This is a genomic window from Bradyrhizobium sp. CB1015, from assembly GCF_025200925.1.
Lineage (GTDB): Bacteria > Pseudomonadota > Alphaproteobacteria > Rhizobiales > Xanthobacteraceae > Bradyrhizobium.
In genome coordinates, this window is record NZ_CP104174.1 from 2,886,486 (window position 1) to 2,912,596 (window position 26,111).

25 protein-coding genes are annotated in these 26,111 nt (G+C 66.5%); 12 read left to right on the plus strand and 13 right to left on the minus strand.

The annotated features are described in order from the left end of the window. Positions 1-75: 75 nt before the first annotated feature. Entirely contained in the window at positions 76-1,524 is a 1,449-nt protein-coding gene (locus tag N2604_RS13140; protein WP_260375047.1) for a cell wall hydrolase, read from the plus strand. 156 nt (positions 1,525-1,680) lie between these two features. On the opposite strand, the gene nadC is transcribed toward N2604_RS13140, so the two are convergent. Genes nadC through nadA form a run of 3 tightly spaced genes read right to left on the minus strand, consistent with a single transcriptional unit; the run spans position 1,681 to position 5,295 of the window. Then, a complete protein-coding gene (gene nadC, locus N2604_RS13145) occupies positions 1,681-2,559 on the minus strand; it encodes a carboxylating nicotinate-nucleotide diphosphorylase (protein ID WP_260375048.1) in 879 nt (292 codons plus the stop codon). A 10-nt stretch (positions 2,560-2,569) separates the two neighbouring features. Next, positions 2,570-4,177 carry an L-aspartate oxidase gene (locus tag N2604_RS13150; protein ID WP_260375049.1) on the minus strand — a complete coding sequence of 536 codons (1,608 nt, stop codon included), beginning with the start codon at positions 4,175-4,177 and terminating at the stop codon, positions 2,570-2,572. An 11-nt stretch (positions 4,178-4,188) separates the two neighbouring features. Beyond that, a complete protein-coding gene (gene nadA, locus N2604_RS13155; RefSeq protein ID WP_260375050.1) occupies positions 4,189-5,295 on the minus strand; it encodes a quinolinate synthase NadA in 1,107 nt (368 codons plus the stop codon). A gap of 359 nt (positions 5,296-5,654) precedes the next feature. Between nadA and N2604_RS13160 the strand changes: the two genes are divergently transcribed. The 6 genes from N2604_RS13160 to N2604_RS13185 all read left to right on the plus strand — a co-directional run bounded on the left by N2604_RS13160 (position 5,655) and on the right by N2604_RS13185 (position 12,923). Continuing rightward, positions 5,655-6,908, plus strand: a complete 1,254-nt coding sequence (locus tag N2604_RS13160) for an MFS transporter (RefSeq protein WP_260375051.1) — start codon at positions 5,655-5,657, stop codon at positions 6,906-6,908. Between the two features lie 42 nt (positions 6,909-6,950). Next, positions 6,951-7,937 carry an MDR family oxidoreductase gene (locus N2604_RS13165; protein ID WP_260375052.1) on the plus strand — a complete coding sequence of 329 codons (987 nt, stop codon included), beginning with the start codon at positions 6,951-6,953 and terminating at the stop codon, positions 7,935-7,937. A gap of 114 nt (positions 7,938-8,051) precedes the next feature. Continuing rightward, positions 8,052-8,639, plus strand: coding sequence for a hypothetical protein (locus N2604_RS13170; RefSeq protein ID WP_260375053.1), 588 nt, complete (start codon positions 8,052-8,054; stop codon positions 8,637-8,639). A 163-nt stretch (positions 8,640-8,802) separates the two neighbouring features. Beyond that, a complete protein-coding gene (locus tag N2604_RS13175) occupies positions 8,803-9,048 on the plus strand; it encodes a DUF6894 family protein (protein WP_260375054.1) in 246 nt (81 codons plus the stop codon). Positions 9,049-9,238: 190 nt separating this feature from the next. Continuing rightward, on the plus strand, positions 9,239-10,975 hold the full coding sequence (locus tag N2604_RS13180) for a methyl-accepting chemotaxis protein (protein WP_260375055.1): 1,737 nt from the start codon (positions 9,239-9,241) through the stop codon (positions 10,973-10,975). Positions 10,976-11,234: 259 nt separating this feature from the next. Next, positions 11,235-12,923 (plus strand): methyl-accepting chemotaxis protein, encoded by a 1,689-nt coding sequence (locus N2604_RS13185; RefSeq protein WP_260375056.1) that lies wholly within the window; start codon positions 11,235-11,237, stop codon positions 12,921-12,923. Positions 12,924-12,926: 3 nt separating this feature from the next. Here the strand turns inward: N2604_RS13185 and N2604_RS13190 are convergent, their stop codons facing one another. The 6 genes from N2604_RS13190 to N2604_RS13215 all read right to left on the minus strand — a co-directional run bounded on the left by N2604_RS13190 (position 12,927) and on the right by N2604_RS13215 (position 19,732). Then, positions 12,927-15,638: a DUF2339 domain-containing protein gene (locus N2604_RS13190; RefSeq protein WP_260375057.1), complete on the minus strand. Its 2,712-nt coding sequence runs from the start codon at positions 15,636-15,638 to the stop codon at positions 12,927-12,929. A 49-nt stretch (positions 15,639-15,687) separates the two neighbouring features. Continuing rightward, positions 15,688-16,656, minus strand: a complete 969-nt coding sequence (locus N2604_RS13195; RefSeq protein ID WP_260375058.1) for an NrtR DNA-binding winged helix domain-containing protein — start codon at positions 16,654-16,656, stop codon at positions 15,688-15,690. Positions 16,657-16,882: 226 nt separating this feature from the next. Next, positions 16,883-17,389, minus strand: a complete 507-nt coding sequence (locus N2604_RS13200) for a tyrosine phosphatase family protein (RefSeq protein WP_260375059.1) — start codon at positions 17,387-17,389, stop codon at positions 16,883-16,885. Between the two features lie 233 nt (positions 17,390-17,622). Continuing rightward, the gene (locus tag N2604_RS13205; RefSeq protein WP_260375060.1) at positions 17,623-18,237 is read right to left on the minus strand and encodes an HD family hydrolase; all 615 of its coding nucleotides are present in this window, start codon (positions 18,235-18,237) and stop codon (positions 17,623-17,625) included. Further along, positions 18,234-18,860, minus strand: coding sequence for a DNA-3-methyladenine glycosylase I (locus N2604_RS13210; RefSeq protein ID WP_260375061.1), 627 nt, complete (start codon positions 18,858-18,860; stop codon positions 18,234-18,236). Before N2604_RS13210 ends, N2604_RS13205 begins: the two co-directional genes overlap by 4 nt. Beyond that, complete coding sequence (locus N2604_RS13215; protein WP_260375062.1) at positions 18,857-19,732, minus strand: folate-binding protein YgfZ; 876 nt, start codon at positions 19,730-19,732, stop codon at positions 18,857-18,859. The genes N2604_RS13210 and N2604_RS13215 overlap by 4 nt, the downstream gene beginning before the upstream one ends. Before the next feature lie 97 nt (positions 19,733-19,829). On the opposite strand from N2604_RS13215, the gene N2604_RS13220 reads away from it, so the two are divergent. From N2604_RS13220 to N2604_RS13240, 5 genes are all read left to right on the plus strand, one after another. Continuing rightward, positions 19,830-21,164: a dihydroorotase gene (locus N2604_RS13220; protein ID WP_260375063.1), complete on the plus strand. Its 1,335-nt coding sequence runs from the start codon at positions 19,830-19,832 to the stop codon at positions 21,162-21,164. A gap of 177 nt (positions 21,165-21,341) precedes the next feature. Next, the gene (locus N2604_RS13225) at positions 21,342-22,208 is read left to right on the plus strand and encodes a sulfurtransferase (RefSeq protein WP_260375064.1); all 867 of its coding nucleotides are present in this window, start codon (positions 21,342-21,344) and stop codon (positions 22,206-22,208) included. A 104-nt stretch (positions 22,209-22,312) separates the two neighbouring features. Next, positions 22,313-23,005, plus strand: coding sequence for an RNA polymerase sigma factor (locus N2604_RS13230; RefSeq protein ID WP_260375065.1), 693 nt, complete (start codon positions 22,313-22,315; stop codon positions 23,003-23,005). A gap of 86 nt (positions 23,006-23,091) precedes the next feature. Then, positions 23,092-23,625, plus strand: coding sequence for a DUF4142 domain-containing protein (locus tag N2604_RS13235; protein ID WP_260375066.1), 534 nt, complete (start codon positions 23,092-23,094; stop codon positions 23,623-23,625). Between the two features lie 9 nt (positions 23,626-23,634). Then, on the plus strand, positions 23,635-23,955 hold the full coding sequence (locus N2604_RS13240) for a cupredoxin domain-containing protein (protein ID WP_260375067.1): 321 nt from the start codon (positions 23,635-23,637) through the stop codon (positions 23,953-23,955). Positions 23,956-24,133: 178 nt separating this feature from the next. Here N2604_RS13240 and N2604_RS13245 read toward each other — a convergent pair whose 3' ends face one another. The 4 genes from N2604_RS13245 to N2604_RS13260 form a co-directional block, all read right to left on the minus strand. Then, entirely contained in the window at positions 24,134-24,400 is a 267-nt protein-coding gene (locus tag N2604_RS13245; protein ID WP_025034564.1) for a hypothetical protein, read from the minus strand. A gap of 185 nt (positions 24,401-24,585) precedes the next feature. Then, positions 24,586-24,963, minus strand: a complete 378-nt coding sequence (locus tag N2604_RS13250; protein ID WP_260376220.1) for a TIGR02301 family protein — start codon at positions 24,961-24,963, stop codon at positions 24,586-24,588. 192 nt (positions 24,964-25,155) lie between these two features. After that, a complete protein-coding gene (locus N2604_RS13255; protein ID WP_260375068.1) occupies positions 25,156-25,590 on the minus strand; it encodes an NUDIX hydrolase in 435 nt (144 codons plus the stop codon). Between the two features lie 9 nt (positions 25,591-25,599). Further along, entirely contained in the window at positions 25,600-26,109 is a 510-nt protein-coding gene (locus N2604_RS13260; protein ID WP_260375069.1) for a hypothetical protein, read from the minus strand. Positions 26,110-26,111 lie beyond the last annotated feature (2 nt).

The window sequence follows — 26,111 nt, forward strand, 5'->3', positions numbered from 1 at the left end:
ACTCACGATAAAGATCGAATTGCACGGATGTACTGAGTTCGATCGGACCAGCGTAAGCGTAGCGTGAGCGTATCGATGTCAGTGTTGCGTAACCATCCGAAGGGCGCGCGGTTCGCGTCCTTCGGCATCGGTCTCTGCATCTTCGCATTGATGCCGAGAGAGACCGGCTATCAGGACATTGCCTCGCTGCTGGCGCGCCAACCCGGCGTCGCCGAGCGGTGGCAGAAGCAGGTGTTCTCCGCTGCGTCCTCGATCCAGCTCGCCACCTACAGTTTTTCCCGCCCCATCGGCACGTCGGTTCCGCAGAGCGCGATGGTTCGGCTCGCGAGCCTCGACGGCCGCGACGTCACCGGCGCGATCAGCCGCAATCCGGCGCTTCAGGCGCCGCCGCGCTACCAGGCTTCCGACTTTCCCAAGGTCGATCGCGCCTTGAAGGGTGATCGCCTCGCAATCGTCGCGCCGACGCAGTCTCCCGAGACCGTCGCGCCGGCTGCGGCCCCGGCCAAGGAGGATCCCGCGACCTCGAACAGCTCGGTGTTCGGCGCCAAGACCGCCGCATTGCCGCAGGCGATGTCGCCGGAATCGGCGGCCGCGCTCGATCCCGAGCTGCAGGAGGCGCTGCGCGCGCCGCCGCTGCCGCAATATTCCAACCCGCCGCAGGCGAGCGAAGCCGCGCGCGCGTTCGCGGTGCAGCCGCTGGAAGCGCTGAAGCGGGCCGCGGCGCCGGCTGCTCCCGCGCGCGATCCCTTCAGCGTCAAGACATCGAGCCTGTTCTTCGGCAGCTCCTCGCTCGGCGGCAATCTCGAGACCATCGAGAGCTGGCAGCCCGGCGCCGAGCCGCTGATCGTGATGCCCGACCCCGACATGAAGGTAACGGCCTCGTTGACCCCGCCGGCGACGGAGATCGGCAAGGACATCGAGAGCGGCGAGAGCGTCGCGCCGAAGGGCGAGGTCAACGCCGACAACCAGCGCGCCAAGTCGCCGGCGGAACGGCTCGCGCTCGACGACAAGTCGCGTGCGAAGTCGGAAAAGTGCCTTGCGGAAGCCGTCTACTTCGAATCCCGCGGCGAGGCCGTGCGCGGCCAGATCGCGGTGGCGCAGGTGGTGATGAACCGCGTCTTCTCCGGCAAATATCCCGACACGGTGTGTGGCGTGGTCTACCAGAACAAGTACCGCCATTTCGCCTGCCAGTTCACCTTCGCCTGCGACAACAATCCGGACGTGATCCGCGAGCCGGAAATGTGGGAACGAGCGAAGAAGATCTCGAAGGCGATGCTCGACGGCCAGATCTGGCTGCCCGAAGTCGGCAAGTCGACGCACTACCACGCCTATTGGGTGCGCCCGTCCTGGGTCGCCGAGATGAAGAAGCTGTACAAGACCGGCGTGCACACCTTCTATCGGCCGCGCAACTGGGGCGACGGCAGCGAGGAACCGAGCTGGGGCTCGCCGGCGCAGACCGCCGCGCTCTCCGCCGCACTCGCGCAGGAAGCCAAGAGCTCCGCGGAGATGGGTGAGCGGCGGTAGTCTTCTTACCTCTCCCCGCTTGCGGGGAGAGGTCGAATTCGAGCGAAGCTCGAATTCGGGTGAGGGGGTACAGGTCTCTCGATAGTCGCAGGTGCGGAGAGAGGCCCCTCACCCCAACCCTCTCCCCGTGAGAACGGGGAGAGGGAGAAGAGCTCCCTACGCCTCGATATCCAGCGCGCAGTCGAAATTCGGTGCCGAATGCGTCAGGGCACCGGCCGAGGCATAGTCGACGCCGGTGGCCGCGATGGCGGCGATCGAGTCCAGCGTGACGCCGCCGGACGCCTCCAGCGCGAGGCGGCCTTCGTTGAGCCTCACCGCTTCGCGCAGCGTCGCAATGTCCATGTTGTCGAGCAGCACCGCATCGGCCATTCCGCAGTCCAGCACCTCGCGCAGCTGCGCCAGGGTGTCGACCTCGATCTCGATCTTGACCAGATGGCCGGCATGGGCGCGGGCGCGCTCCAGCACCAGACGGATGCCCCCGGCCACCGCGATGTGGTTGTCCTTGATCAGGATGGCATCGTCCAGCCCGAAGCGATGGTTGAAGCCGCCGCCGCAGCGCACCGCATATTTCTCCAGCGCGCGCAGTCCCGGCGTGGTCTTGCGCGTGCAGCAGATGCGCATCCTGGTGCCTTCGGTGCGCGCGACATAGTCCGCCGTGAGCGTGGCGATGCCCGACAGCCGGCCGACGAAGTTCAGTGCCGTGCGCTCCGCCGTGAGGATGGGGCGCGCCGGGCCCGAGATCGTCAGCACGTGCTGGCCGCGCGCAACCCGCGCGGCATCGCGGACATGTGCGCGCACCTCGACGTCGGGCGACAGCTTCTGCAAGGTCGCGAGCGCCAGCGGCAATCCGGCGACCACGCCGGGCTGGCGCGCGACCAGGATGGCTTGCGCGCGCGTCGCCTCGGGGATCGTCGCGAGCGAGGTGATGTCGCCGGCACGGCCGAGGTCCTCGTCGAGCGCGCGCTCGACGGCCGCCTCGATCGCGAGCGGCGAGAGGAAGGCATCGGGATAGAGCAGTGACGTCGGGGTGATCATGGGGTCTCCTTCAGGCGATCATGGATTGCGCGATGCGTGGCCGCGGGCGTTCCTCGAGGCTCTCCGCGACGTTGCGCGCTGCGGCGAGCGTGGTCATCGTTCTCTGCGCCAGCGCTGGGTTCTCGGCCGGGTGATCGGAGCGGCAATGCGCTCCGCGGCTTTCGCGCCGCGTCCAGGCCGCAGCGGCGACAAGCAGGGCCGAGATCGCCATGTTGCCGAGGACGCCGGATCCGGCCTCGCGCGCGAGCCTGGCGAAATAGCGCACGGCTTGCGCAAGCCCGTCACCGTCGCGGATCACGCCGACATGTGCGCTCATCGTCGCGCGCAGCCGTTTCACCTCTGCAGCATCCAGCGTGCCAGCGCGCTGTATCACCAAACCGTCGGGATCGCGGGCGGGCGGGGGCACGGTGCGACCGGCGATATCGTCGGCAATGCGGGCGGCATAGACGACGGCTTCGAGCAGGGAATTCGAGGCGAGCCGGTTGGCGCCATGCGCGCCGGTGGAGGAGACTTCGCCGGCGGCCCAGAGACCGTCGATCGAGCTGCGGCCGCGCGCGTCCACGGCGATGCCGCCCATGTGGTAGTGCGCGGCCGGCGCGATCGGAATCGGCTGCGCCGCGGGATCGATGCCGGCGGCGATGCAGCTCGCATGCACGGCCGGAAACCTCGTCGGAAAGCGCGCGCCCAGCGCCTGGCGCGCATCGAGGAAGGCGCCGCGCCCGGCCGCGATCTCGGCGAACACGCCGCGGGCCACGATGTCGCGGGGCGCGAGCTCTGCGAGCGGGTGGCGGGCGCTCATGAAGCGTTCGCCGCTGCGATTGATCAGCGTTGCCCCTTCGCCGCGCAGCGCTTCGGTGGCGAGCGGTGCCGGGTCGCGGCCGACCATGATGGCGGTGGGGTGGAACTGCACGAATTCAGGATCGGCGATCACGGCGCCGGCGCGGGCTGCGATCGCGAGGCCCGAGCCGCTCGCTTCCGGCGGGTTGGTGGTGACGGCATAGAGATGGCCGAGCCCGCCGGTCGCAAGCACGACCGCGCGTGAGGCGAGCACGAGCGGCCGTGCCGCGGGATTGTCGACCTCGCGCAATTGAAGCCCGGTGACCGCGCCGTCCTCGGTCAGCAATGCTTCGGCGACGAAGCCTTCCATCAGGCGGATCGAAGGCGTGCGGCGCACGGCCTCGCTCAAGGCCGAGATGATCGCGGCGCCAGCACCATCACCGCGCACATGCACGATGCGACGCGCGGAATGCGCAGCTTCCCGTCCGACGGCAAGCCTGCCGTCGAGATCGCGGTCGAACGGAACGCCATAGGCGAGAAGATCGTGGATGCGCAGCGCCGCCTCGCGCGCGATCCCGAGCGCGACGGCTTCATCGACGAGGCCGCCGCCGACCGCGACGGTGTCGGCAGCGTGCGCCTCCGGCGTATCGCCTTCAGCCACGGCCGCAGCGATGCCGCCCTGGGCCCATGCGGACGATGCGCCCTGTCCGAGCGGTGCCGCCGAGATCAAGGTCACCGGCCGCGGCGCGAGCTTCAGCGCGCAGAACAGTCCGGCAAGGCCGCCGCCGACGATGACGACGTCGTCGGCTGAGCGGGTGAGATCGTGGATGTTGTTTTGCATGTTGCTCGCCCTCAATTGCTCAGATTGATCATGCGCTCGACCGAACGCCGCGCGCGTTCCGCAAGCGCGGGATCGATCGTCACCTCCTCGCGAAGCGTCAGCAGGCTCTCCAGGATGTTGGCGAGCGTGATGCGCTTCATGTGCGGGCAGAGATTGCAGGGGCGGAGCATCTCCACATCGGGCAGCTCGGCCCGGACATTGTCGGCCATCGAGCATTCCGTGATCATGACCAGCCGCCGCGGCCGCTTCGCCCGCACCCAGTTGATCATGTGCGCGGTCGAGCCGGTGAAGTCGGCTTCCGCCAGCACGTCCGGCGGGCACTCCGGATGCGCGATGATCTGCACGGTCGGATCGGCTTCGCGATAGCTCCGCAGCTCCTCGCCCGTGAAGCGCTCATGCACCTCGCAGGCGCCTTTCCAGGCGATGATCTTCACGTCGGTCTTCGACGCCACGTAAGTGGCAAGGTATCGGTCGGGCAGGAAGATCACGGTCGGGGCGTTCAGGCTCTCGACCACCTGCACCGCGTTCGAGGACGTGCAGCAGATGTCGACCTCGGCCTTCACCTCCGCCGAGGTGTTGACATAGGCGACGATCGGCACGCCGGGGAATTTCTCCCGCAGCAGCCGCACGTCCGCACCGGTGATGCTGGCGGCAAGCGAGCAGCCCGCGCGCGAATCCGGGATCAAGACGGTCTTGTCCGGATTGAGCAGCTTGGAGGTCTCCGCCATGAAGTGCACGCCGCATTGGACGATGATGTCGGCCTGCACCTTGGTGGCTTCGACCGCGAGCTGGAGCGAGTCGCCGCCGATATCGGCAACGCAGTGGAAGATCTCCGGAGCCTGGTAGTTGTGGGCGAGGATGACCGCGCCGCGCGCGCGCTTGAGCTCGTTGATCGCGTGAATCGTCGGCGCCATCAGCGGCCATTCGATCGACGGGATCACGTGCTTGACGCGGTCATAGACCGGCGCGGTGGCGCGTTCGACCGCCGGCGTCCATTGCAGTGACGGCATCGGCCATTTCGGTCCCGGGGTGACCGGTGCGGCGCGCGGGGAGGCGATGGGCTGGCCTTGCGGCCGGTTGGCAAAGTCGTCGGGACCGTAAATTCCAGTGATCGGCATTGAAGCCTCCCAAATGTGGCCATCACGCGTGGCATTATGCTCAATTTGAGAATATAAGGGGCCCGAGAAATCCGGCCGAGGAGGCCGGGCGAACGTCGTTGCTACCCAAATATGCTCAATCTGAGTAAATCAAACATAACACGCGCCGGGGCGTGCCGCTAGGGCCTGCCGCACACAATCCCGTCACTGCGCACCTGCCAGGCGAGGCCAGATTGAAATGCAATGCTCCCGCGTCAGCTCCTCGTGAAATGCAACCGTTTTTGACTTGTTTTGACTTGGGATTTTCATGCAGATGCATTAAACGAGCCGTCCCGCGGCTGCTGATTTGCGGATCCGCCAACGACAGACGAGGAAAAACCATGTCGACACAGATCGGCGAACTCGCACCGGCCTCGCGTTCCTCCAACTGGCGTCCCCCGGCCGTCATCATCCTCTGCGGTTGTGCCATCGGCATGCTCGGCTTCGGTCCGCGCTCGGCGCTCGGCTTCTTCGTGCAGCCGATGAGTCACGAATTCAGCTGGGGCCGCGACGTGTTCGGCCTCGCCATCGCCGTGCAGAATCTGTTGTGGGGACTGGGCCAGCCGTTCGCCGGTGCGGTCGCGGATCGCTTTGGCCTGTTCCGGGTGATGTGCGTCGGCGCGCTGCTCTATGCCGGCGGCCTGCTCTTGATGCGCTATTCCTCGACGCCGCTGTCGCTCGACATCGGCGCCGGTGTCATGATCGGCTTTGGCCTCGCCGGCTGCTCGTTCAATCTGGTGCTGTCGGCCTTCAGCAAGCTCTTGCCGGCCGAGAAGCGCGGTCTTGCGCTCGGTGCCGGCACGGCGGCGGGGTCGTTCGGGCAGTTCCTGTTCGCACCGATCGGCGTCGCCTTGATCGACAATTTCGGCTGGCAGCAGGCGCTCTCCGTGTTCGGTTTCCTGATGCTGCTGATCATCCCGCTGTCGCTGGCGCTCTCGACGCCGCCGGTGACACCGACGGGCAGCGCAACGCCCGCGGATGACCAGACCATCACCGAGGCGCTTGCCGAAGCCTTCGGTCATCGCTCCTACGTCCTTCTGGTGCTCGGCTTCTTCACCTGCGGCTTCCAGCTCGCCTTCATCACCGTGCATCTGCCGGCCTTCCTGGTCGATCGCGGCATCTCGACACAAACCGGCGGCTGGGTGATCGCAGCGATCGGCCTGTTCAACATCATCGGCTCGCTCAGCGTCGGCTATCTTCAGAACTCGCTGCCCAAGCGCTACATCCTCTCGACCATCTATTTCACGCGGGCGCTGGCAACGCTCGCCTTCATCACGTTCCCGATCACGCCGTTCTCGGCGATCGCGTTCGGCGCGATCTCCGGTCTGACCTGGCTGTCGACGGTGCCGCCGACCTCGGCGCTGGTGGCGCTGATGTTCGGCACGCGCTGGCTCGCCACGCTCTATGGCTTTGCCTTCGTCAGTCATCAGGTCGGCGGCTTCCTCGGGGTCTGGCTGGGCGGCATCGTGTTCGAAAGGTTCGGTTCCTACACGCCGATCTGGTGGCTCTCGATCCTGTTTGGCGTGCTCTCGGCGCTGATCAATCTCCCGATCGTGGAGAAACCTGTGGCACGGGCGGTTGCGCAGCCAGCCTGATCGGCTAAACATCCCCGACAAACAAAGTCAGGGAGTTCAGTCGTGGCCACATTCAAGGCTGTCAGGATCGACAAGGCGGACAAGGGCACCACCGCCGCGCTCACGCAGTTCGACGAAGCCGAGCTGATGGAGGGCGACGTCACCGTCCGGGTGGAATGGTCGACGCTGAACTACAAGGACGGCCTTGCGCTCACCGGCAAGGCGCCGGTGGTGCGCCGCTTCCCGATGATCGCCGGCATCGATTTTGCCGGCACGGTCGAAGCCTCCTCGCATCCGCAGTGGAAGGCGGGCGACAAGGTCGTCTGCACCGGCTGGGGCATGGGCGAGACCCATCTCGGCGCCTATGCCGAGAAGGCGCGGGTGAAGGGCGACTGGCTGGTCGCTCTTCCGCAGGGCCTGTCGGCGCGCGATGCCATGGCGATCGGCACCGCCGGCTTCACCGCGATGCTCTCGGTGCTGGCGCTGGAGAAGCACGGCATCTCGCCGAAGAGCGGCCCGGTCGTGGTGACGGGCGCTGCCGGCGGCGTCGGCTCGGTCGCGATCGCCGTGCTTTCGAAGCTCGGCTACCACGTCATCGCTTCGACCGGCCGGGCCTCCGAGGCCGACTACCTGAAACAGCTGGGGGCTGCCGAGATCATCGACCGCAACGAACTGTCGGCGCCGGCAAAGCCCCTCGCCAAGGAGCGCTGGGCCGGCGGCGTCGACAGCGTCGGCTCGACCACCCTCGCCAACCTGCTCTCGATGACGAAATATGGTGGCGCGATCGCGGCCTGCGGCCTGGCGGCCGGCATGGACCTGCCGTCCTCGGTGGCGCCGTTTATTTTGCGCGGAGTGTGCCTTCTCGGCATCGATTCCGTGATGTGCCCGATCGAGCCCAGAAAAGCCGCCTGGCAGCGTCTGGCCTCCGATCTGGACCGGACAAAACTGTCTGAAATAACTCAGGAAATTTCGCTCGACGAGGTTTCGGAGTGGGGCGCGAAAATCCTTGCCGGCCAGGTCCGGGGCCGTATCGTGGTTAAAATTGTCTAATGGCGTTTAGACTTTACCAACCAAGCTGCTCCAATGTTGCCTTGGTTCGTATGGTAAGCAGCGGGTAAAGAGATAAAGGCATCGCCCGCTGCGGGGTTGAGTTCGGAGTTGAGCATGCTTGCGCGTATTGTGTTGGGGGCTGTCACGGCGGCAGCGACGTTTGCGCCGGCCATCGCTGGAAGCATGAACGCCGACGAGGCGCGCCGCTTCGTGGCCGGCAAGGTGTTCGCGTTCACCTGTTTCGACGGCACCCGCGGTGCAGGCCGTATCCTCGACGATCTCGGCGCCGCCGGTGCGGTGCAGTTCTCGGGCGCAGGCCCGGTCCGTCATCTGCGCCTGCCCGGCAACACGCTCCAGATCCGCGGCCAGAACGTCTGCGCCTCGATCAAGGGCATCCCGTTCGAGCCCTGCTTCAACCTGGAAAAGACCGACGACCGCAGCTTCCGCGGCTCGGTGTCGGGCATGGGCTTCGCCTATTGCGACTTCCATCACCAGGGCGGCAATCAGATGCTGATGGCGCGCGCTGCGGCGCGGCCGCGCTCGCTGCACAGGGCGGAGCACACCGGTTCGGTCGCCGCGTCGAACACCGAGGTCGCCGCGCGCGTCGAGACGCCGCGTGTCGAGGGCAGCCGGCTCGAGCCGGTGAAGTCCGAGCCGGCGAAGAACGAGGGCCCGCTGGAGCTGCGCCGCTCCACGCAGTGAGCTTGCCTGCGCGGGACAACCCGCGCCATTGATCGTCGAAGACATCATCGAACACGAAGCCGGCCGCGCCGTAGTCATACGGACCGCGGCCTTCATGCCTTGGTAGCTGTTCGCGCCCCAGTTTGCGCGCGGCCGGGGGGCGGTCCCACGCAAGGGTTCAACGATGTCGCTCTATTTCTTCCGCATCAGCACGGGCCGCTATTCCGGCGCCGCCGACCTGCCGTACGAGTTCGAGGATCGCGCGGCCGCCTGGACCGAGATGACCGAGGTGTGCGCCAACCTGCTCAGTGGCATCGCGCGCAGCCTGAAGCCGAACGCCGAGTGGTGCATGGAGCTGCTCGACGAGGACAAGAAGCCGGTCTTCCGCATCAGCCTCGTCGGCGAGGCCGTCGGGTGCAAAGCATCCTAGCTCCGACTTGAAGCTGCAATTTACAACTATGACGAGATCATTTCCTTTCGCGCTCAATCATTTAGCGTGCAAAGTCAGTATTTCTGCGAGGGATTCCGTTAACCAAATCGGAATGTGAAAAGCCCACTTTTTGGCAGCAGCGCAGTCATCCAATGCCTCGGCTGCGCGTTCCTTCGGGGGAAACGTGCCCATGCTGAGCCTAGTTCAGAATTTGCGGATCGGGACAAAGCTGGCGATCGCGTCGGCGCTCGGTGTGCTCCTGGTCCTCTGCATCGTCGCAAGTCAGCACATCGGCAACGGCAACGTGCGAGGGGCCAACAAGGCCGCAGTCGCGCAGCTGGAGCTGGGGCGCGAGGCGGTGGAAGCCAAGCTTGCAGTGCGCAGCATGCAGCTCGCCGTCAGAGACATACGGCTCGCGGGCAATGCGGCCGATCTGCAGAAGGCCGGCGCTGCTCTCGTCGAGCGCGCCGATACCTTGGCCAAGCTCGCCGAAGCGATGCTGAAGCTGTCACAAGTGCCGGAAAACCGGGCGCGGATGGAAAAGCTCAAGAGCCTCGCCGCCGATTATCTCAAGGCGGGCCGGCAGGTCGCAGCGCTTCGCAGTGAGGCCCTCGCCGCGACGGGACCGGACTCGGCTGCGACGGTCGCGCGGTTGGTCGAGGAAAGCGCACGCCTCGTCCGCGAAGGGACGCTGCCCATTGCCGGGCAAATGGACGAGGTTGCCGGTCAGATCGCCGACTTCGCCAGGCACAAGAGTGAAGCCGAGATCGCCACCTCCGTGCAGGAGATGGCGTCGAGCGAGCACATCGGGATGATTGTCGGCGCGCTCGCCATGCTCGTCCTCGTCGGCTCCTGGCTGATGTCGTTCCTGACCATCGCGCGGCCGATCCGCGCGCTCACGGTCGCCATGGACAAGCTCGCCGGCGGCGATTTCTCCGTGGTGCTGCCCGGTCTCGGCCGCAAGGACGAGGTCGGCGGCGTCGCCGCGGCCGTCGAGAAGTTCAAGATCGTATCGGAGCAGAAGGCGCGCGAGGAGGCCGAAGCCAAGATCAGGCAGGACCAGCTTGCAGCCGCGCAGCGCAAGGCCGAGATGCACAAGCTCGCGGACAGCTTCGAAGCGGCGATCGGTGAAATCGTCGACACCGTGTCATCGGCCGCGACCGAGCTGGAAGCTTCCGCCTCGACGCTGACCGCGACTGCGGCGCGCGGGCAGGAGGTCACCACCATGGTTGCTGCCGCTTCCGAGGAAGCCTCCACCAACGTGCAGTCGGTGGCGTCGGCGACCGAGGAGCTGTCGTCGTCGATCACCGAGATCAGCCGGCAGGTGCAGGAATCCGCCCGCCTCGCCGGCGATGCGGTGAACCAGGCCCGCACCACGACCGATCGCGTCGGCGAGTTGTCCGCGGCGGCGGCGCGGATCGGCGACGTGGTCGAATTGATCAACACCATCGCCGGCCAGACCAACCTCCTAGCGCTCAACGCAACCATCGAGGCCGCGCGCGCCAGCGAGGCGGGCCGCGGCTTTGCCGTCGTCGCTTCCGAAGTCAAGGCGCTCGCCGAGCAGACCGCGAAGGCGACCGGCGAGATCGGCCAGCAGATCGCCAGCATCCAGACCGCCACCGAGCATTCGGTCGGCGCGATCAGGGACATCAGCCATACCATCGAGAAGCTGTCGGAGATCTCCTCGACCATCGCAGCCGCGGTGGAGGAGCAGGGTGCCGCGACGCAGGAGATTTCCCGCAACGTGCAGCAGGCGGCGACGGGCACCCATCAGGTGTCGGCCAACATCACCGACGTGCAGCGCGGCGCGGGCGAGACCGGTTCGGCATCCACGCAGGTGCTGGCGGCGGCGCAATCGCTGTCCGGCGACAGCAACCGGCTGAAGTTCGAAGTCGGAAAGTTCCTCGATACCGTGCGCGCGGCCTGACACGTGCCTTTCGCGAGCGTCCGCATCGCACCAAGAGAAGCCGGTGCGGCTGCAAGAGAGAGTTGCAGAGGAGCCACGATCGCTGCGCGGAGTCGTATTTTTGCGTAGCCTCCTGTTAACGCCTGCTTGCGATTATGGGCGCAATCCTTCGGGAAAAGAACCAGCCAGCATTGTTGAACTGACCTCCGCCCGGTCGTCCGTCGTGACGCTGCGGCGCAGGTGATGTGCGCGTTGCCGGGTAATCATCGGGATTGTCGTGATGTCGAAGTTGTCGATCGTCTTCAAGCTGTTGACCGTGCTGTCGGTCCTCGTGCTCTCGCTCGCCGGCGTCGGCGTGATGGCGATCGGCACGATGCAGAACATCAACGCACATACCGTCGAGATTGCGGAGAGCTGGCTGCCGAGCGTGCGTGCGCTCGGCTCGATGCGTGCCGACATCAACGAGCTCCGCGTCGCGCTGCGTCTGCACCTGATGCAGGATACCGCCGAAGGCAAGGAGGCCGCGGAGAAGCGGCTGGCAGGCCTGCGTGAGCGCATCGAGAAGACGCGCAAGGTTTACGAGCCGCTGATCACGGTCGCCGAAGAGCGCTCGATCTACGAGCAATGGAGCAAGGCCTGGGCCGAGTATCTGAATGGCGTGCAGGACGTGATGGCGCTGTCGCGCAAGAGCGTCGGGCGCTTCCCGACGGACGCCAACGAGCTGCTGCAGACCAAGGTTGCGAAGATGGCGCAGGCCGCCGATCCCCTGCTGCAGAAGGGAATCGAGCTGAACAACAGGGGCGCCGAGCTGGAGACCAAGCAGGCGGCCGACAGCTACGCCACCGTGTTCCGCGTGCTCGTCGGCATCATCGTCGCTGCCGTCGTGATCGCGATCGGCGCCGCCTATTACCTCGTGCGCGACGTCTCGCGCGGCATCGCCTCGATCATTCGCCCGATGCAGTCGCTGGGCGAGGGCGACCTTTCCGCCGAGGTACCGCATCGCGGCGAGAAGACCGAGATCGGCGCGATGGCGGATGCACTCCAGATCTTCAAGGAGGCGTTGATCGCCAAGAAGGCTGCCGACGAGGCGGCGGCGCGCGACGCCGAGGCCAAGATCGAGCGCGGCCGCCGTGTCGATGCCATCACCCGCAATTTCGAGGCCATGATCGGCGAGGTCGTTGAGACCGTGTCGTCGGCCTCGACCGAGCTCGAGGCCTCCGCGGCGACGCTGAGCGGTACGGCGCAGCGCGGCCAGGAGCTCGCGACCGTCGTTGCGGCAGCGTCCGAGGAAGCTTCCACCAACGTCCAGGCGGTCGCCTCCGCCTCCGAGGAACTGTCGTCCTCCATCACCGAGATCAGCCGCCGCGTGCAGGATTCGGCGCGGATGGCGGCGGAAGCCGTCGAGCAGGCGGCGCGGACCAACGAGCGCGTCAACGCACTGTCGCAGGCCGCCGCCCGCATCGGCGACGTCGTCGAGCTCATCAACACCATCGCGGGCCAGACCAACCTGCTCGCGCTGAACGCGACCATCGAGGCGGCGCGCGCAGGCGAAGCCGGCCGCGGCTTTGCCGTCGTTGCCTCCGAGGTCAAGGCACTGGCCGAGCAGACCGCTAAAGCGACCGGCGAAATCGGGGCGCAGGTTTCGGGCATCCAGGCAGCGACGCAAGAATCCGTCAGCGCCATCCAGGAGATCGGCGGCACCATCGAGCGGCTGTCCGAGGTGTCCGCCGCGATCGCCGCCGCCGTCGAGGAGCAGGGCGCGGCCACGCAGGAGATTTCGCGCAACGTTCAGCAGGCCTCGCTCGGCACGCAGGAAGTGTCGTCCAACATCACCAACGTGCAGCGCGGCGCGATCGAGACCGGCTCGGCCTCGAGCGAGGTGCTGTCGGCGGCGAAGTCGCTGGCGACCGACAGTACCCGCCTGAAGATCGAAGTCGCGCAGTTCCTGCAATCGGTCCGCGCGGCCTGACGCTTAGCTGCCCGCCTGCGGCACGGCCGGCGGCGGTGCGACTTGCCGCCGGAACAGGATGCGCTGGTAGAGCCAGCCGATCGCGACCAGCACGACGCCGAGGCACATGAACGAGAGCGCGCGATAGACGCCGGTCAGCGTCCACACGTCGACGGCGAAGGCCTTGAAGATCGTCAGCGCGATGACGGCGGCAGAGGCCAGCCGCGCTCGCTCGGAATTGACGAGAATGCCGACCCCCAGCAGCACCACGCCGAAGGCGAGCCAGCCGATCGAATAGGTGTATTGCTCGGCGCTCGTGGTGCCGCCGTAGAGCAGGACCGGGCCGTGATAGAAGCGGCGGATTTCCAGCGTCACGTAGGTGAGCGCGAACACCAGGGCGCCACCCGCAATCGTGTTTGCGTATGCGACGCGGCGGTGTCCCGCCACCGCGTAAGAGAGCAGCAGCATCAGCACGGCCGGCAGCGCATAGCCGAGCAGCAGCAGATTGAACACGAGGCCGCCGACATTGACGCTGGAGAGCAGCAGCGGATTCTCCAGGATCAGGAGGCCGAACACGCTGATGAGGCCGGCGATCGCCGTCAGCACGACAGCGCCGACATCGTGCACGATGCTGTGGCTGCGCAGCCGCAGGCGCTCCAGCCCGATCGCCATGGCGAGCGTGACGCAGACCTGCAGCGCGAATTCGAGCAGCGAGGGCGGCGACATCATGTCGCCGCCGGTCGCAAAGTGCCGGATCTCCATGAAGGCGAGCAGCGCGGTGAACAGGATCGCGGCGGTCTCGACCACGCGCAGCGGCGCGTCGTCGGCGCGGCGGCGCAGGAAGATGCTCGCGCCCCAGAACGAGGCGGCCGGCAGGGCGTAGCCCCACAACAGCCAGTTGAAGACCGGCGTCGTGCCGACGGCATCGCCGACGATGCGCGGATCATAGACGATGCGCGCGGTGACGATCGCGGCGAAGATGGCAGCTAACCGGCGCAGCACCGGAATCGGCCGCTGCAACGAGATCCAGGCGGTGCCGAGCGACATCAGCGCGAGCGCGATGGTGAGCCAGCCCTTCTCCAGGGCGAAGGTCAGCGCCAGCGCCAGCGCGCCGAGCGTACCGGTCGCGAACAGCGCGACCGAGGTGGCAACGCCGGGCCTTTCCTCGCGGCGCATCAGCGCTTCGGTCGCCGCGCCAAAGGCCGCAGCGAGCAGCACGGCGAGGATCGCGAACGGGATCGAGCGATCGAGATGGGCGATGCGCGCATAGAGCGCAACCAGGATGGCGATCGGCGTCGCGACGCCCGCCGCCGACCACACCACGGGAATGATCCCCGAGTTCGAGCGGCCCTGCGCGAAAAAGCCCGTGACGCCGAAGCCGGCGGCGAAAATCGCGGCCGTCACCAGATGCAGCGTCACCGCGCTGTCGGTCGCGACCGGGCCGACGCCGGGCATCGGACCGCCCGGCAGCACCAGCATATCGGGATTGGCGCGCACCGCCCATTCGGCGAAGACGATGAACACGGTCGCCGCGGCCGCGCCCAGCGCGCCGGTCGCCGCCGGTGCGCGCCAGGCGACGAACAGCGTTCCGCCGACAAGGAGCGTGAAGGCGATCAGCGCGAGATCCGCATGCGCGCTCGACAGCACGACCAGCATCGCGCCGAACAAATAGGCGCCGAGCGCGCCGGATGAGACCGGCTCGATCTCGCCGTCCTCGATGCCGGGTCCGAACATGAAGCCGCAGACCACGAGCAGTGCGGCGAGCACGAAGCCGGCGATGGCGTGGAAGGCGTGCGGCGCGACCTGCACCTGTTCGGTATCGAGACCCGGGAAGATCCAGAGCACCGCGAAGGCAATGGTCGTGACCGCAAGCCAGCGCCACAGCCTGATGCGGGCGAGACCGAAACTCGCGGCCGTCACGACCGCAAGATAGATGTAGAGCGCCCAATAATCCGGCTTGCCGGAGGAGACAAGGATCGGCGTCACGAAGGCGCCGACGACGCCGAGCCCCGCAAGCGCGGGGCCGTGCAACAGCGCTGCGGCCAGCGTGCCCATCGCAACGATGCCGAGCAGCACGAAGGCCGTCGCAGGCACGAGGAAGCCGTAGAGCGCGTAGGCCGCGTAGATGGTCGCGAACGCCACCGCCGTTCCGGCCGCGGTGAGGATCGCGGGGATGTTGGCGATCGGCAGTGCCGCGATGCTCGAGATGCTCTCCTTGCGCCGCGTCCATTCGCCGGCGCTCAGCAGTGCAGCGGCGAACAGGCCGCCGAGGAACACGCGCACGCCGGGGCCGAGCAGGCCGGCCTCGATCGAATAGCGCACCATGAAGAAGCCGCCGAGCGCGAGCGCAAGCCCGCCGATCCACACCACCCAGCGGGTGCCGAGCCGCTCCTCGAAGCCGGGTGCTGCCTCCGGTACCGGAGGGGGCGCATCGGCGCCCGTGCTCGGCTCGAGCGGGGGCGGTGAAATCTCTTCGGTGACAAGCGGAGGCGGCGTCGTTTCGGCGTCCGGCGCCAGCGGCGGCGGCTCGGCGGCTGCAGTCGTCGCGGGGGTTTCGGCCTGCGCCTGTGCCGGCATCAGCGGCGGCGGCTGCACCGGCCGCTGCGCATAGAGCATCTCCTCGAGCGAGTTGAGCCGGCGGCGCAACTCCGTCGCCTGGCTGGATGCCTTGATCGCGATCAGGAAGGCGATGATCGCAATGATCAGCGCAAAGGCGTCAAACGGGCCGTCGAACATGAAGCCTCCAGGCAACCGGCGGGCAGGGGCCGGTACCGCATATCAGGATCTAGCGCCGGGAGCGTACGCGCAAGCCCGGCGCGGGCCGCTCCTGGAGCACCTCGCGGCGGAAGCGGTAGAGCGCCGCCGGCCGTCCGCCCGTCTGTGTCGACATCACCCCGGTCGGTTCGACCAGGGCTTCCATTTCGACCAGGCGGCGGAAATTCTGCTTGTGCAGGTGCCGGCCGGAGATCGCCTCCACCGTGTGCTGCAGTTCAGTAAGTGTGAACTCAGCCGGCAAAAGTTCAAAGACGACAGGACGATACTTCAGCTTTGCGCGCAGCCGCGCGATCCCCGTGGCGAGAATTCGGCGGTGATCGAACCGCATCGAGGTCCCGAGCGGGAGAAGCGTCTTGCGCGCTAATGCCGCAGGGCGGCCATCGCGGCGTGCCTCCTCGATCAGCCCGGCCTCGTAGAGCAGCTCGTAGCGGTCGAGCACGCGCTCCTCGTCCCAGGGCGCGCCGTCGAGACCGAAATAGAAGCGCACGCGATCCTTCCGCGGTAGCGCGCGCGTCGTCTCCGGCGTCTCCTCCTCGGCCCATTTGGTCAGCGCGGGGATGATGTCGCGGGCGATGATCGCCGGCGGCTGCTCGCGCCAGTCTTCCCAGGGGAAGAAGCGATACCAGGGTTCGAAGCTCGCCCCGGTCGCGGCGAGTTCGCCGTCCACCGCGCGTGTCAGCGCGAGATAGCCGATCGACACCATATGCGCGCCGGTGTCGCCGGCTTCGGCATGACGGCCGCGATCGCCGAACGTGTAGAGCTGCTCGACATAACCGAGCCGCAGCCCCGCCTGTCGCTCGACCCAGGCGCGCAGGCCGATCTCGAACGTGCGATGGCTCACCGCGTCGAACGGGCCGAACGGCAGCCCGGCCAGCCCATCGGCACCGTGCGCCGTCAGGATCAGCGGCTCGTGGTTCTCGATCGCGACGATGGCCGCGGTGAGGCCGATCTCGATCGGCGTCAGCAGCGTCTCGCTCATGCGGCTGCCGTGTCGTTCAATTGAACAGAATGCCGCGTTGTTGAGACGGCCCATCCGCGGACTCGCTGCACCTCTCCCGCTTGCGGGAGAGGTCGCATCGCATCGACAGATGCGAGGCGGGAGAGGGCTCTTTCCTCTGGGGGAGTCTTCGTCGCGGAGACACCCTCTCCCCAACCCTCTCCCGCAGGCGGGAGAGGGGGCGCACCTCCGTTGTGACGCCCAGCTGTCATTCGAGCTCGATCGCGAAGGGCCGGCCTTCCACCATCATCGCGCCGGGGCCCATCTCGTCGAGCGCGCGCAGCATGCGGCCGTTGCGTCCGAGTGCACGATCGGCAAGGCTGACGATGCGACGGTTCGGCGAGGCGATCGGCGAGGCCGCGCGGATCTTCCGTGCGATCTCGATCTCGTCGCGATGCGGATTGAGGGCGCAGGCCGCGGCGAACGCGCTCGCGGTGGAGCGGCTGATGCCGGCATAGCAATGCACCACCAGCGGCGCAGCTCGGTCCCAGCCGCGCACGAAGTTCAGCACCTGCTCGATATGCGTCTCCGATGGTGCGACGAAGCCGTCCATCTCCTCGGTGATGTCGTCCATCGACACCTTGAGATGGTTGGCCGGCAGCACCGACACCGGCCGCGCCACCTGCTCGACATTGGCCATCACGGTCAGCACATGGCTGGCCTTGGTGAGGCGGACGGTTTCGGGAAGCGCGGCGAGGGAACAGACGTGGATCATGGCGAACCTTTTTGTTGATTATAGCCGCGGCCGTAGAGTGGGCAAAGCGAAGCCTCACCGTCGTCCCGGACAAGCGCGCCTCGAGCGCGCGCCTGGGACCCATAACCACAGGACAAGGTTTTGCGAACATTCGCGGTTGCCAGTTTTGCGCCGCAACGCTCCCTGTGGTTATGGATCCCGGCCTACGCCGGCACGAGAGCGAAATGTGAGCGCCACCCCGCCCAACAGAAACGCTACGCAAACACGGCGCCAAACCGCTCCAGAAACTGCTTCTCGGCCCGCGCCGCGGTCCAGGGCGTCAGATAGTCGCGCCGGACGCTGTCGGAGAGACCCGGATCCTTGCCGAACAGGCGCCGCGCTTCGCTCGCGCTGAAGCCGGCAAGCTCGGTCGCTTCCAGATAAGCCGCACCGCGATCGGCGGCCTTGATGGTCTGCGTGATGTCGTCAGGCAATACCGGCGGCAATCCGAAGCGGATGTGGATGACGCCGAGCAGCCGCTTCTCGACCGCCTTGTAATGACCGTCGAGCACGGCCTTGAACGGCGAGATCATGTCGCCGATCACATATTCCGGCGCGTCATGAAGCAGGGCCGCGAGCCGCACGCGCTGGTCGACGCGGGGCATCTCGTGCCGCAGCACGGTCTCTACCAGCAGCGTATGCTGTGCGACCGAAAAGATGTGCGCGCCGAGGGTCTGGCCGTTCCAGCGCGCCACCCGCGCCAGCCCGTGCGCGATGTCGCCGATCTCGATGTCGAGCGGGGAGGGATCGAGCAAATCGAGCCGCCGGCCCGACAGCATGCGCTGCCAGGCCCGGACCTCCTCGTTGCGCGTCGCCTTCTTCGCCGTCATTTGGCCTTGAGGCGCGGCTTGCGCCGGGTCTTGCTGCAGGTCGCATGACAGTGGCAATCGACCAGGTGGTCGTTGACCATGCCGGTCGCCTGCATGAAGGCGTAGACGATCGTGGGGCCGACGAATTTGAAGCCGCGCGAGGACAGCTCCTTGGAGATCTGCACCGAGAGCGGCGTCGAGGCCGGTATGCTTCCCGTGGTCTTGAACTGGTTGACCTTGGGCCGCCCGTCCATGAAGTCCCACAGCAGCTTCGAGAAGCCCGGGCCCTTCTCCATGATGTCGAGATATGACTTCGCGCTCAGGATCGCGCCTTCGATCTTGGCCTTGTTGCGCACGATGCCTGCATCGTTCATCAGCGCGTGAACCTTCTTGGCGTTGTAGCGCGCGATCTTCTCCGGCTGGAAATCGTCGAAGGCTTTGCGGAAATTGTCGCGCTTGCGCAGGATGGTGATCCAGGACAGGCCGGCCTGGAAGCCGTCCAGGATCAGCTTCTCGTACAGCGCGAGGTCGTCGTATTCCGGCACGCCCCATTCGGTGTCGTGATAGGCGACATAAAGCGGATCTTCACCCGGCCACGGACACCGCTTCAGGCCGTCGGGATGCAGGCGGGCAGCGCGGCTCATGCGGTGGGCTGCTTGGCTGGAATTCGAACGACGTCTGGCTCGGCGAGCGTCAAAGCCAGCCCCCCGGCGGTGAGCGGCTGACCTGCGTCGAGTGCATCGGCGACACGGTCGATGCGCACCAGCGCGATGCCCTTGCCGCCAGCCGACGAGCCGATGGTGCCGACCGGCTTGTCGCCGGCGAGAATGGTCGTGCCCGGCTCGGGCGAGGCGTCATCGAGCAGCACTTTCACGCTGCGTGTGCGCGCGGTGCCGCGATGCTGCATGCGCGAGACGACCTCCTGGCCGACATAGCAGCCCTTGTCGAAATCGACGCCGGCGAGGCGATCCATGTTGGTCTCGTGCGGGAACGCGTCGCTGTACATGAAATCGAGCCCGCCGCGCGGCACGCCGAGCGCGATGCGGTGCGCCTCGTAGCCGGCTGCATCGACCAGCTCGGCGCCGATGAGATCGGACAGTTTCTGCTTGAGATCTTCCGGGATCAGGATGCGGTAGCCGAGCCCCTCGGCCCGCGGATCGGCGAAGGCAAGGTCGGGCTGCGCCGCCGGCTCGCCGTCCCACGCCGCGAGCACGCCGAGGTCGAGGTTGTCCACCGTGACCTTGGCGCGCAGCTTGTAGAACTTCAGCTTGGTGGCGAGGGTGTCCGCCAGCGCCTTGGGGCAATCGATCAGGAACCCGCCGCCGTGGCCCGGGGGCGCTTCCGTGATCAGGAAATCCGCGATGATCTTGCCCTGTGGCGTCAGCAGCGCGCCGAATCGTCCCAGGCCGGGTTTCAGCCTGTCTACGTCGGTGGTGACGAGGCCATTGAGGAAGTTTCGTGCATCATCACCCGCGACCTTGATCACGGCCCGGTCGGGAAGAAACGCCGATTTCATGCGAAAATCTCTTGCGACATGTTGCTCCGGAACGTAAGCCCGCAACGCATAAACGACAAGACCTCGAGCCCTGCGCCCTGAGGATGAGAGAGGCCCCATGACCCAGCGTTTCGATGTGATCCTCAAGGGCGGCACCGTGGTCAACCAGGACGGTGAGGGTGTCCGCGATATCGGCATCACGGGCGGCCGTATCGCCGAGCTGGGTCCGCTGTCGCAAGGTTCGGCCCCCGAGGTGATCGATTGCAAGGGCCTGCACATCCTGCCCGGCGTGATGGACACGCAGGTGCATTTCCGCGAGCCCGGGTTGACCCACAAGGAAGACCTCGAGACCGGCTCGCGCAGCGCCGTGATGGGCGGTGTCACCGCCGTGTTCGAGATGCCGAACACCTCGCCGCTGACCGTGACTGAGGCCGAATTCACCGACAAGGTGAAGCGGGCCCATCACCGCATGCATTGCGATTTCGCCTTCTTCATCGGCGGCACCCGCGAGAACGTGCAGGATTTGCCGGTGCTCGAAGGGGCGCCGGGCTGTGCCGGGGTCAAGGTGTTCATCGGGTCGTCCACCGGCGCGCTGCTGGTCGAGGACGACGAGAGCCTGCGCCGCATCTTCCAGGTGATCCGCCGCCGTGCCGCCTTCCACGCCGAGGACGAATACCGTCTCAACGAGCGCAAATCGCTGCGCATCGAAGGCGATGCGCGCTCGCATCCGGTCTGGCGCGACGAGACCGCGGCGCTGATGGCGACGCAGCGGCTGGTCAAGCTCGCGCATGAGACCGGCAAGCGCATCCACGTGCTGCACATCTCGACCAAGGAGGAGATCGAGTTCCTGCGCGACCACAAGGACGTCGCCTCCTGCGAAGCGACGCCGCACCATCTCACCCTGGTCGCGCCGGAATGCTACGAGCGGCTCGGCACGCTGGCGCAGATGAACCCGCCGGTGCGCGGCGCCGATCATCGCGCCGGCATCTGGCGCGGCATCGAGCAGGGCATCATCGACGTGCTCGGCTCCGACCACGCTCCGCATACGCTGGAGGAGAAGCAGAAGACCTATCCGGCTTCGCCCTCCGGCATGACCGGTGTGCAGACGCTGGTGCCTCTGATGCTCGATCATGTCAATGCGGGCCGGCTGTCGCTGGCGCGCTTCGTCGACCTCACCAGCGCCGGCCCCGCGCGCCTCTACAACATGGCCTGCAAGGGCCGCATCGCCGCCGGCTACGATGCAGACTTCACCATTGTCGATTTGAAGCGCAGCGAGACCATCACCAACAAATGGGTGGCGTCCAAGGCCGGCTGGACACCCTATGACGGCGTTCGCGTCACCGGCTGGCCCGTCGGCACCTTCATCCGCGGCCGCCGGGTGATGTGGCAGGGCGAGCTGGTGACGGCCGCGCAGGGCGAGCCGGTGCGGTTCCTGGAGACGCTGAAGGCGTAGCTTGCCGCGCTCGTTGTGATTCGTCATCCTGAGGTGCGCGCCATGCGATGCTCTTGCATTGCATGGCAAGCCTCGAAGGATGAGCGGCCCCGCTAGTGGCCGTGCCCTTCGAGGCCTCCGCGACGCTCCGGCACCTCAGGGTGGCGGGGATAGTGTGGTCTGATCGGGGACAATCCAATGAGCCAGAGCGCCCTCATCACCACCGAACAACTCGCCCCGATCCTCGGCGATCCCGACCTTCGCCTCTACGACTGCACGACCTATCTTGAGCCCGCGCCGGAAGGCAGCGACGTGCCTTACCGCGCGGTGCCCGGTGACAAGACGTTCGCGGCCGGCCACATCCCGGGCGCCGATTTCCTCGACCTGCAAGGCGAGTTCTCCGACATCTCCTCGCAACACTTCTTCATGATGCCCGATGTCGCCCAGCTGGAGGCCGCCTTCGGCCGCCACGGCCTCGATGCGGGCAAGATCATCGTGCTCTACAGCATCGGGACGATGATGTGGGCGACGCGATTCTGGTGGATGCTGCGCGCGCTCGGCGTCGATGGCCGCGTGCTCGATGGCGGCTTCGACAAATGGAAGCAGGAGGGGCGGCCGGTCGAGACGGGCGCACCCAAGTTCTATCCAGGGACGACCTTCACGGCGGCGCCGCGCCCAGGCTTCTTCGTCGACAAGGAAGCCGTGCTGGCGAAGATCGGCGATCCCGCGACTGTCATCGTCAACGCACTCGGGCCGCAATTTCACCGCGGCCTCGAGCCGAGCCGCTATGGCCGGCCGGGCCGCGTTCCCGGCAGCGTCAACGTTCCCGCAGCCACGCTCGTGAATGCCGACAAGACGCTGACGAATCTTGCGGATGCAGAAGCGAAGTTCGCCGCCCAGGGCGTCACGCGCGACAAGGATGTAATTCTCTATTGCGGCGGCGGCATCTCGGCGACGATCGACCTGCTGCTGCTGACCCGGCTCGGCTACGACAAGCTGACGCTCTACGACGGTTCGATGGGCGAATGGGCGAGGGATCCGGCGCTGCCGATCGAGACGGATTAGCTCTTATCCTCCAGGGGAGGGTAAGATCCGGAGCAAGAAAACTGGGAACCTTTCCCCTGCGCCTGCATCCAATGTCCGGGACCAATGGAGACAGGATATCCGCCATGCCAGGAACTGCAGCCGGCCTGACCGCCGCCGCCAGGACTTCGGAAGCCGCGCTGGTGGACCGCGCGCGACGCCGCGACGAGGCCGCTTTGCGCGAGATCATGCAGGCCAATAACCGCCGGCTGTTCAGGCTTGCGCGCGGCATCCTGCGCAGCGACAGCGACGCGGAGGACGTGGTGCAGGAGACCTATGTCCGCGCCTTTACCCACCTTGACGGCTTTCTTGCCGAGTCGGCGCTGTCGACCTGGCTGTCGCGCATTGCCATCAACGAAGCGCTCGGACGCGCACGCGGTCGCAAGCCGCAGGTCGAGCTGGGATCGGTGCCGGAGGCAACGCTCGAAGCGCAAATCATCCAGTTTCCGCTCTCGTCCGCCGCAACTGATCCGGAAAAGTCCATGGCCCAACGCGAGATCCAGCGTGTCGTCGAACGCGCGGTCGATGAACTGCCCGAGACCTTCCGCATGGTCTTCATCGCGCGGGTGATGGAGGGGATGAGCGTGGAGGAGACCGCCGAGCTGCTCGGCATCAAGCCCGAAACGGTGAAGACGCGGTTGCACCGTGCGCGCACGATGCTGCGCGAGAACGTCGAGAAGAAGATCGGTCCGGTCGTGATGGACGCGTTTCCGTTCGCCGGTGAGCGTTGCGAGCGCCTGACCGAGGCCGTGCTGAGGCGCCTTGGCATCGGGGCGTAATTTTTCGGGAACGTTCGCGCGGAATTGGCATCCAACCTGTGCAAGCAACAGTCCGGAACGTTTCCGGCCCCCAGGAGTGTCAAGCCATGTTGATCCGATGGAGCGCGGCGGCCGCCGCAGCGATGATGTTGTCGAGTCCCGTATTGCTGCAAGGCGCCAGCGCAGCCGACAAGCCCACCGATCCCCAGATCGCGCATATCGCCTACACCGCGGGCGTGATCGACATCAACGCCGCCAAGCAGGCGCAGAAGAAGGCCAAGAACAAGGACGTCAAGGCTTTCGCCGAAGACATGCTGCGCGACCACGAGGCGGTCAACAAGCAGGCCCTCGCGCTGGTCAAGAAGCTGAACGTCACGCCGGAGGACAACGACACCAGCAAGGCGCTGTCGAAGCAGGCGGCCGACAAGCTGGCCGAGCTCGACAAGCTCGATGGCGCGGCGTTCGACAAGGCTTACGTCGCCAACGAGGTCGCCTACCACAAGGCGGTCAATGGGGCCTTGGAGACGCAACTCATTCCGTCTGCGAGCAATGCCGAGCTGAAGAGCCTGCTACAGACCGGGCTGAAGATCTTCCAGGGCCATCAGCAGCACGCCGAGCACGTTGCGGCCGAGCTGAAATAGGAGCCTCGCATGATGCCGGGACGCCTCGCTTCGATCGCGCTTGCGGTCGTCCTCCTGTCAACGGTCGTCCCGGCACGTGCCGCGACGATCGAGATCACGATGGACAATCTCGTGATTGCTCCGGTCGAGGTATCGGCGAAGATCGGCGATACCATCACCTGGGTCAACAAGGACGTCTTCGCCCACACCGCTACTGCCAGGAACGGCGATTTCGACGTGACGCTGCCGCCGAAGAAATCGGCGATATCAGTTCTGAAGAAGGCCGGAACGGTCGAGTATTACTGCCGCTATCATCCCAACATGAAAGCGACGCTCAAGATCGAGCCGTGACGGAGGAGGGAATGCGTTCCCGGCTCTGTCGGGAACATCTCCCGGTTATCGCGAGACTAATGCTTGGCCGCGGGAAACGGCTTCCGTGCGATAAGAGCGGCAGACTTCGCGACAACTTTCGCAGAGTCATTCATCCGCAACTGGCCCCGCCCGCGTGGCGGGGTCATTTTCGGGCAGCTTACTGCCTGGAGATGCCGACCGAGAACTCGCCGTTGCGGATGCGGCCGGGAAAGCCCTCGACGAACTTCGCCACGGCGTCCTCGCCATAAGTGCCGACGAGCTCGGCAAGCGCTGCGAACAGGCTCGCTTGCGCCAGGCAATCGCCGTCGACGCCGTCGTGACGCGCCTCGGCCCAGGCCTCGTTGAGATAGCTCAGCGCAGCCTGTTTCTGCTCGTGATCGGGCAGCGGCGCGCGGGCGGGGGCGTAGGAAATCGGCTGGCTCATGCAACTCGGTCAGGGCTGGGGCGCGATCCACGGCGATGCGCTGTGCGAGAGGTGTAGCACGGGCGTTAACGACCGCTAGGCCACATCTTTAAGAACGGTTAACGGCTGTGAATAAAGTCGATGACAGGGTTCCAGTCCCTTGTCATTCCGGGCTCGCGCTACGCGCGCCCCGAATGACGAGAGAATCAGTTCGCGTAGCGCGCCGTGAGATCCCGCGAGATCTTCGAGCCTTCCTCGATATAGCGGCGGATCGCCACCGTCGCGGCGGGCGTGCAGCTGCGATAGGTCTGCTGAAAACCGTTATAGCCGCGGTTGAAGGCGGCGATCATGCGGGTGCGGCGGTCCCCCGAGGGGGTCTCGGCATCAATCAGCGCCTGCATCTCGTTGCGCCATTTGTTGCCCTCGTTGGATCCGCAGATGCCGCGCAGATAGTGCAGCCCGCCGAGGATCTCGGCCAGCCGTTGCAGTTGGCCGTCAAACGGCGCCGCCACGTCCTCGGCCCTCGCAGGCCCGAAGGCGCAGGCGAGAATCAGGGCAAAAATAGCCAGAAATCGCGTCGACATCGGCGGCTGTATGCCTCCTCGGGACGGCTGGCGCAAGGCGGGCCACACGGACATTGCGCTCCCTCCCCCGCGAGCGGGGGAGGGTTGGGGTGTCTCCACACCGGGACAATCCCCCAGATGAGAAAGCCCTCACCCGCGCTTTCAGCGCGACCTCTCCCGCAAGCGGGAGAGGTGTCGGAGCGCGCGGCTCGGTCAGCGGCCAATCAGACGCGCTGCCGACAGGATGACCTCCTCCAGCCCCCCGGTCAGCTTGAGGTCGCCGAGGCTTGCCAGGGCATCCGGCGCGATCCAGCGGTAATCGTCGAGCTCGTCGTTAAGAGCCGGCTCCTGGGCCGTCCAGCGCGCGGCAAAGGACATGATCAGGTAATGGCCGGCGCCGGCCGCGGCCGGCAGCACCTCGCGCCAGCCGGCGAGGCCGATGATCTCGATGCGAAGGCCGGTTTCCTCGTCGACCTCGCGGCTCAGCGCCTGATGCACCGATTCGCCGAACTCGACCCGGCCGCCCGGCAGCGAATAGAAGCCCTTGGCCGGGGAGCGGGCGCGGCGGACCAGCAGCACCTTGCCGTCACGGAAGATCGCCGCGCTGACCGCAAGCTGGGGGTGGGCAGGGTGGACGATTGCGGCCAATCGCGTCACCTATCCGGCCGAATTCGCCATGATGGTGTCGACGTCGGCTTCCGCCCCGCCATTGATGATGCCGCCGCAGGCCGCGATCAGCGGCTTGACCCAGAGGGTGGCCTGCTCGGCGAGGCGAACGCGGGTCGAGTCCTTCTCGACCTCGCGCATGGCCGAGCCGACCGCGGTCAGGATCGAGGTCATGGTATCCGTGATGTGGTCGAACTGGGCACGCACGTTGGGATCGGCCTTCTCATAGGCTTCGATCGCCAAATCCCGCGCCTTGAAATTCGACGCCGTGAAATGCTCGGCATAGGACAGCGGCGTCCAGGTCAGGAAGTCTTCGGCGCATTCCGGCATGTCGGGGACCATTTCCAGCAGCATCACCGCTTCATTGAAATGGTTGAGATAGTCGGTGGCAAGCCCGGTCCGCGGGTTGATGTTGGCCACGCGCAGCCGTTCGGCCCAGGCGGCCGCCTCGGGGCCCGTCTGTACATGCGTCCGCGCGGGTTGGGTGGCCGTTGAGCTCATCT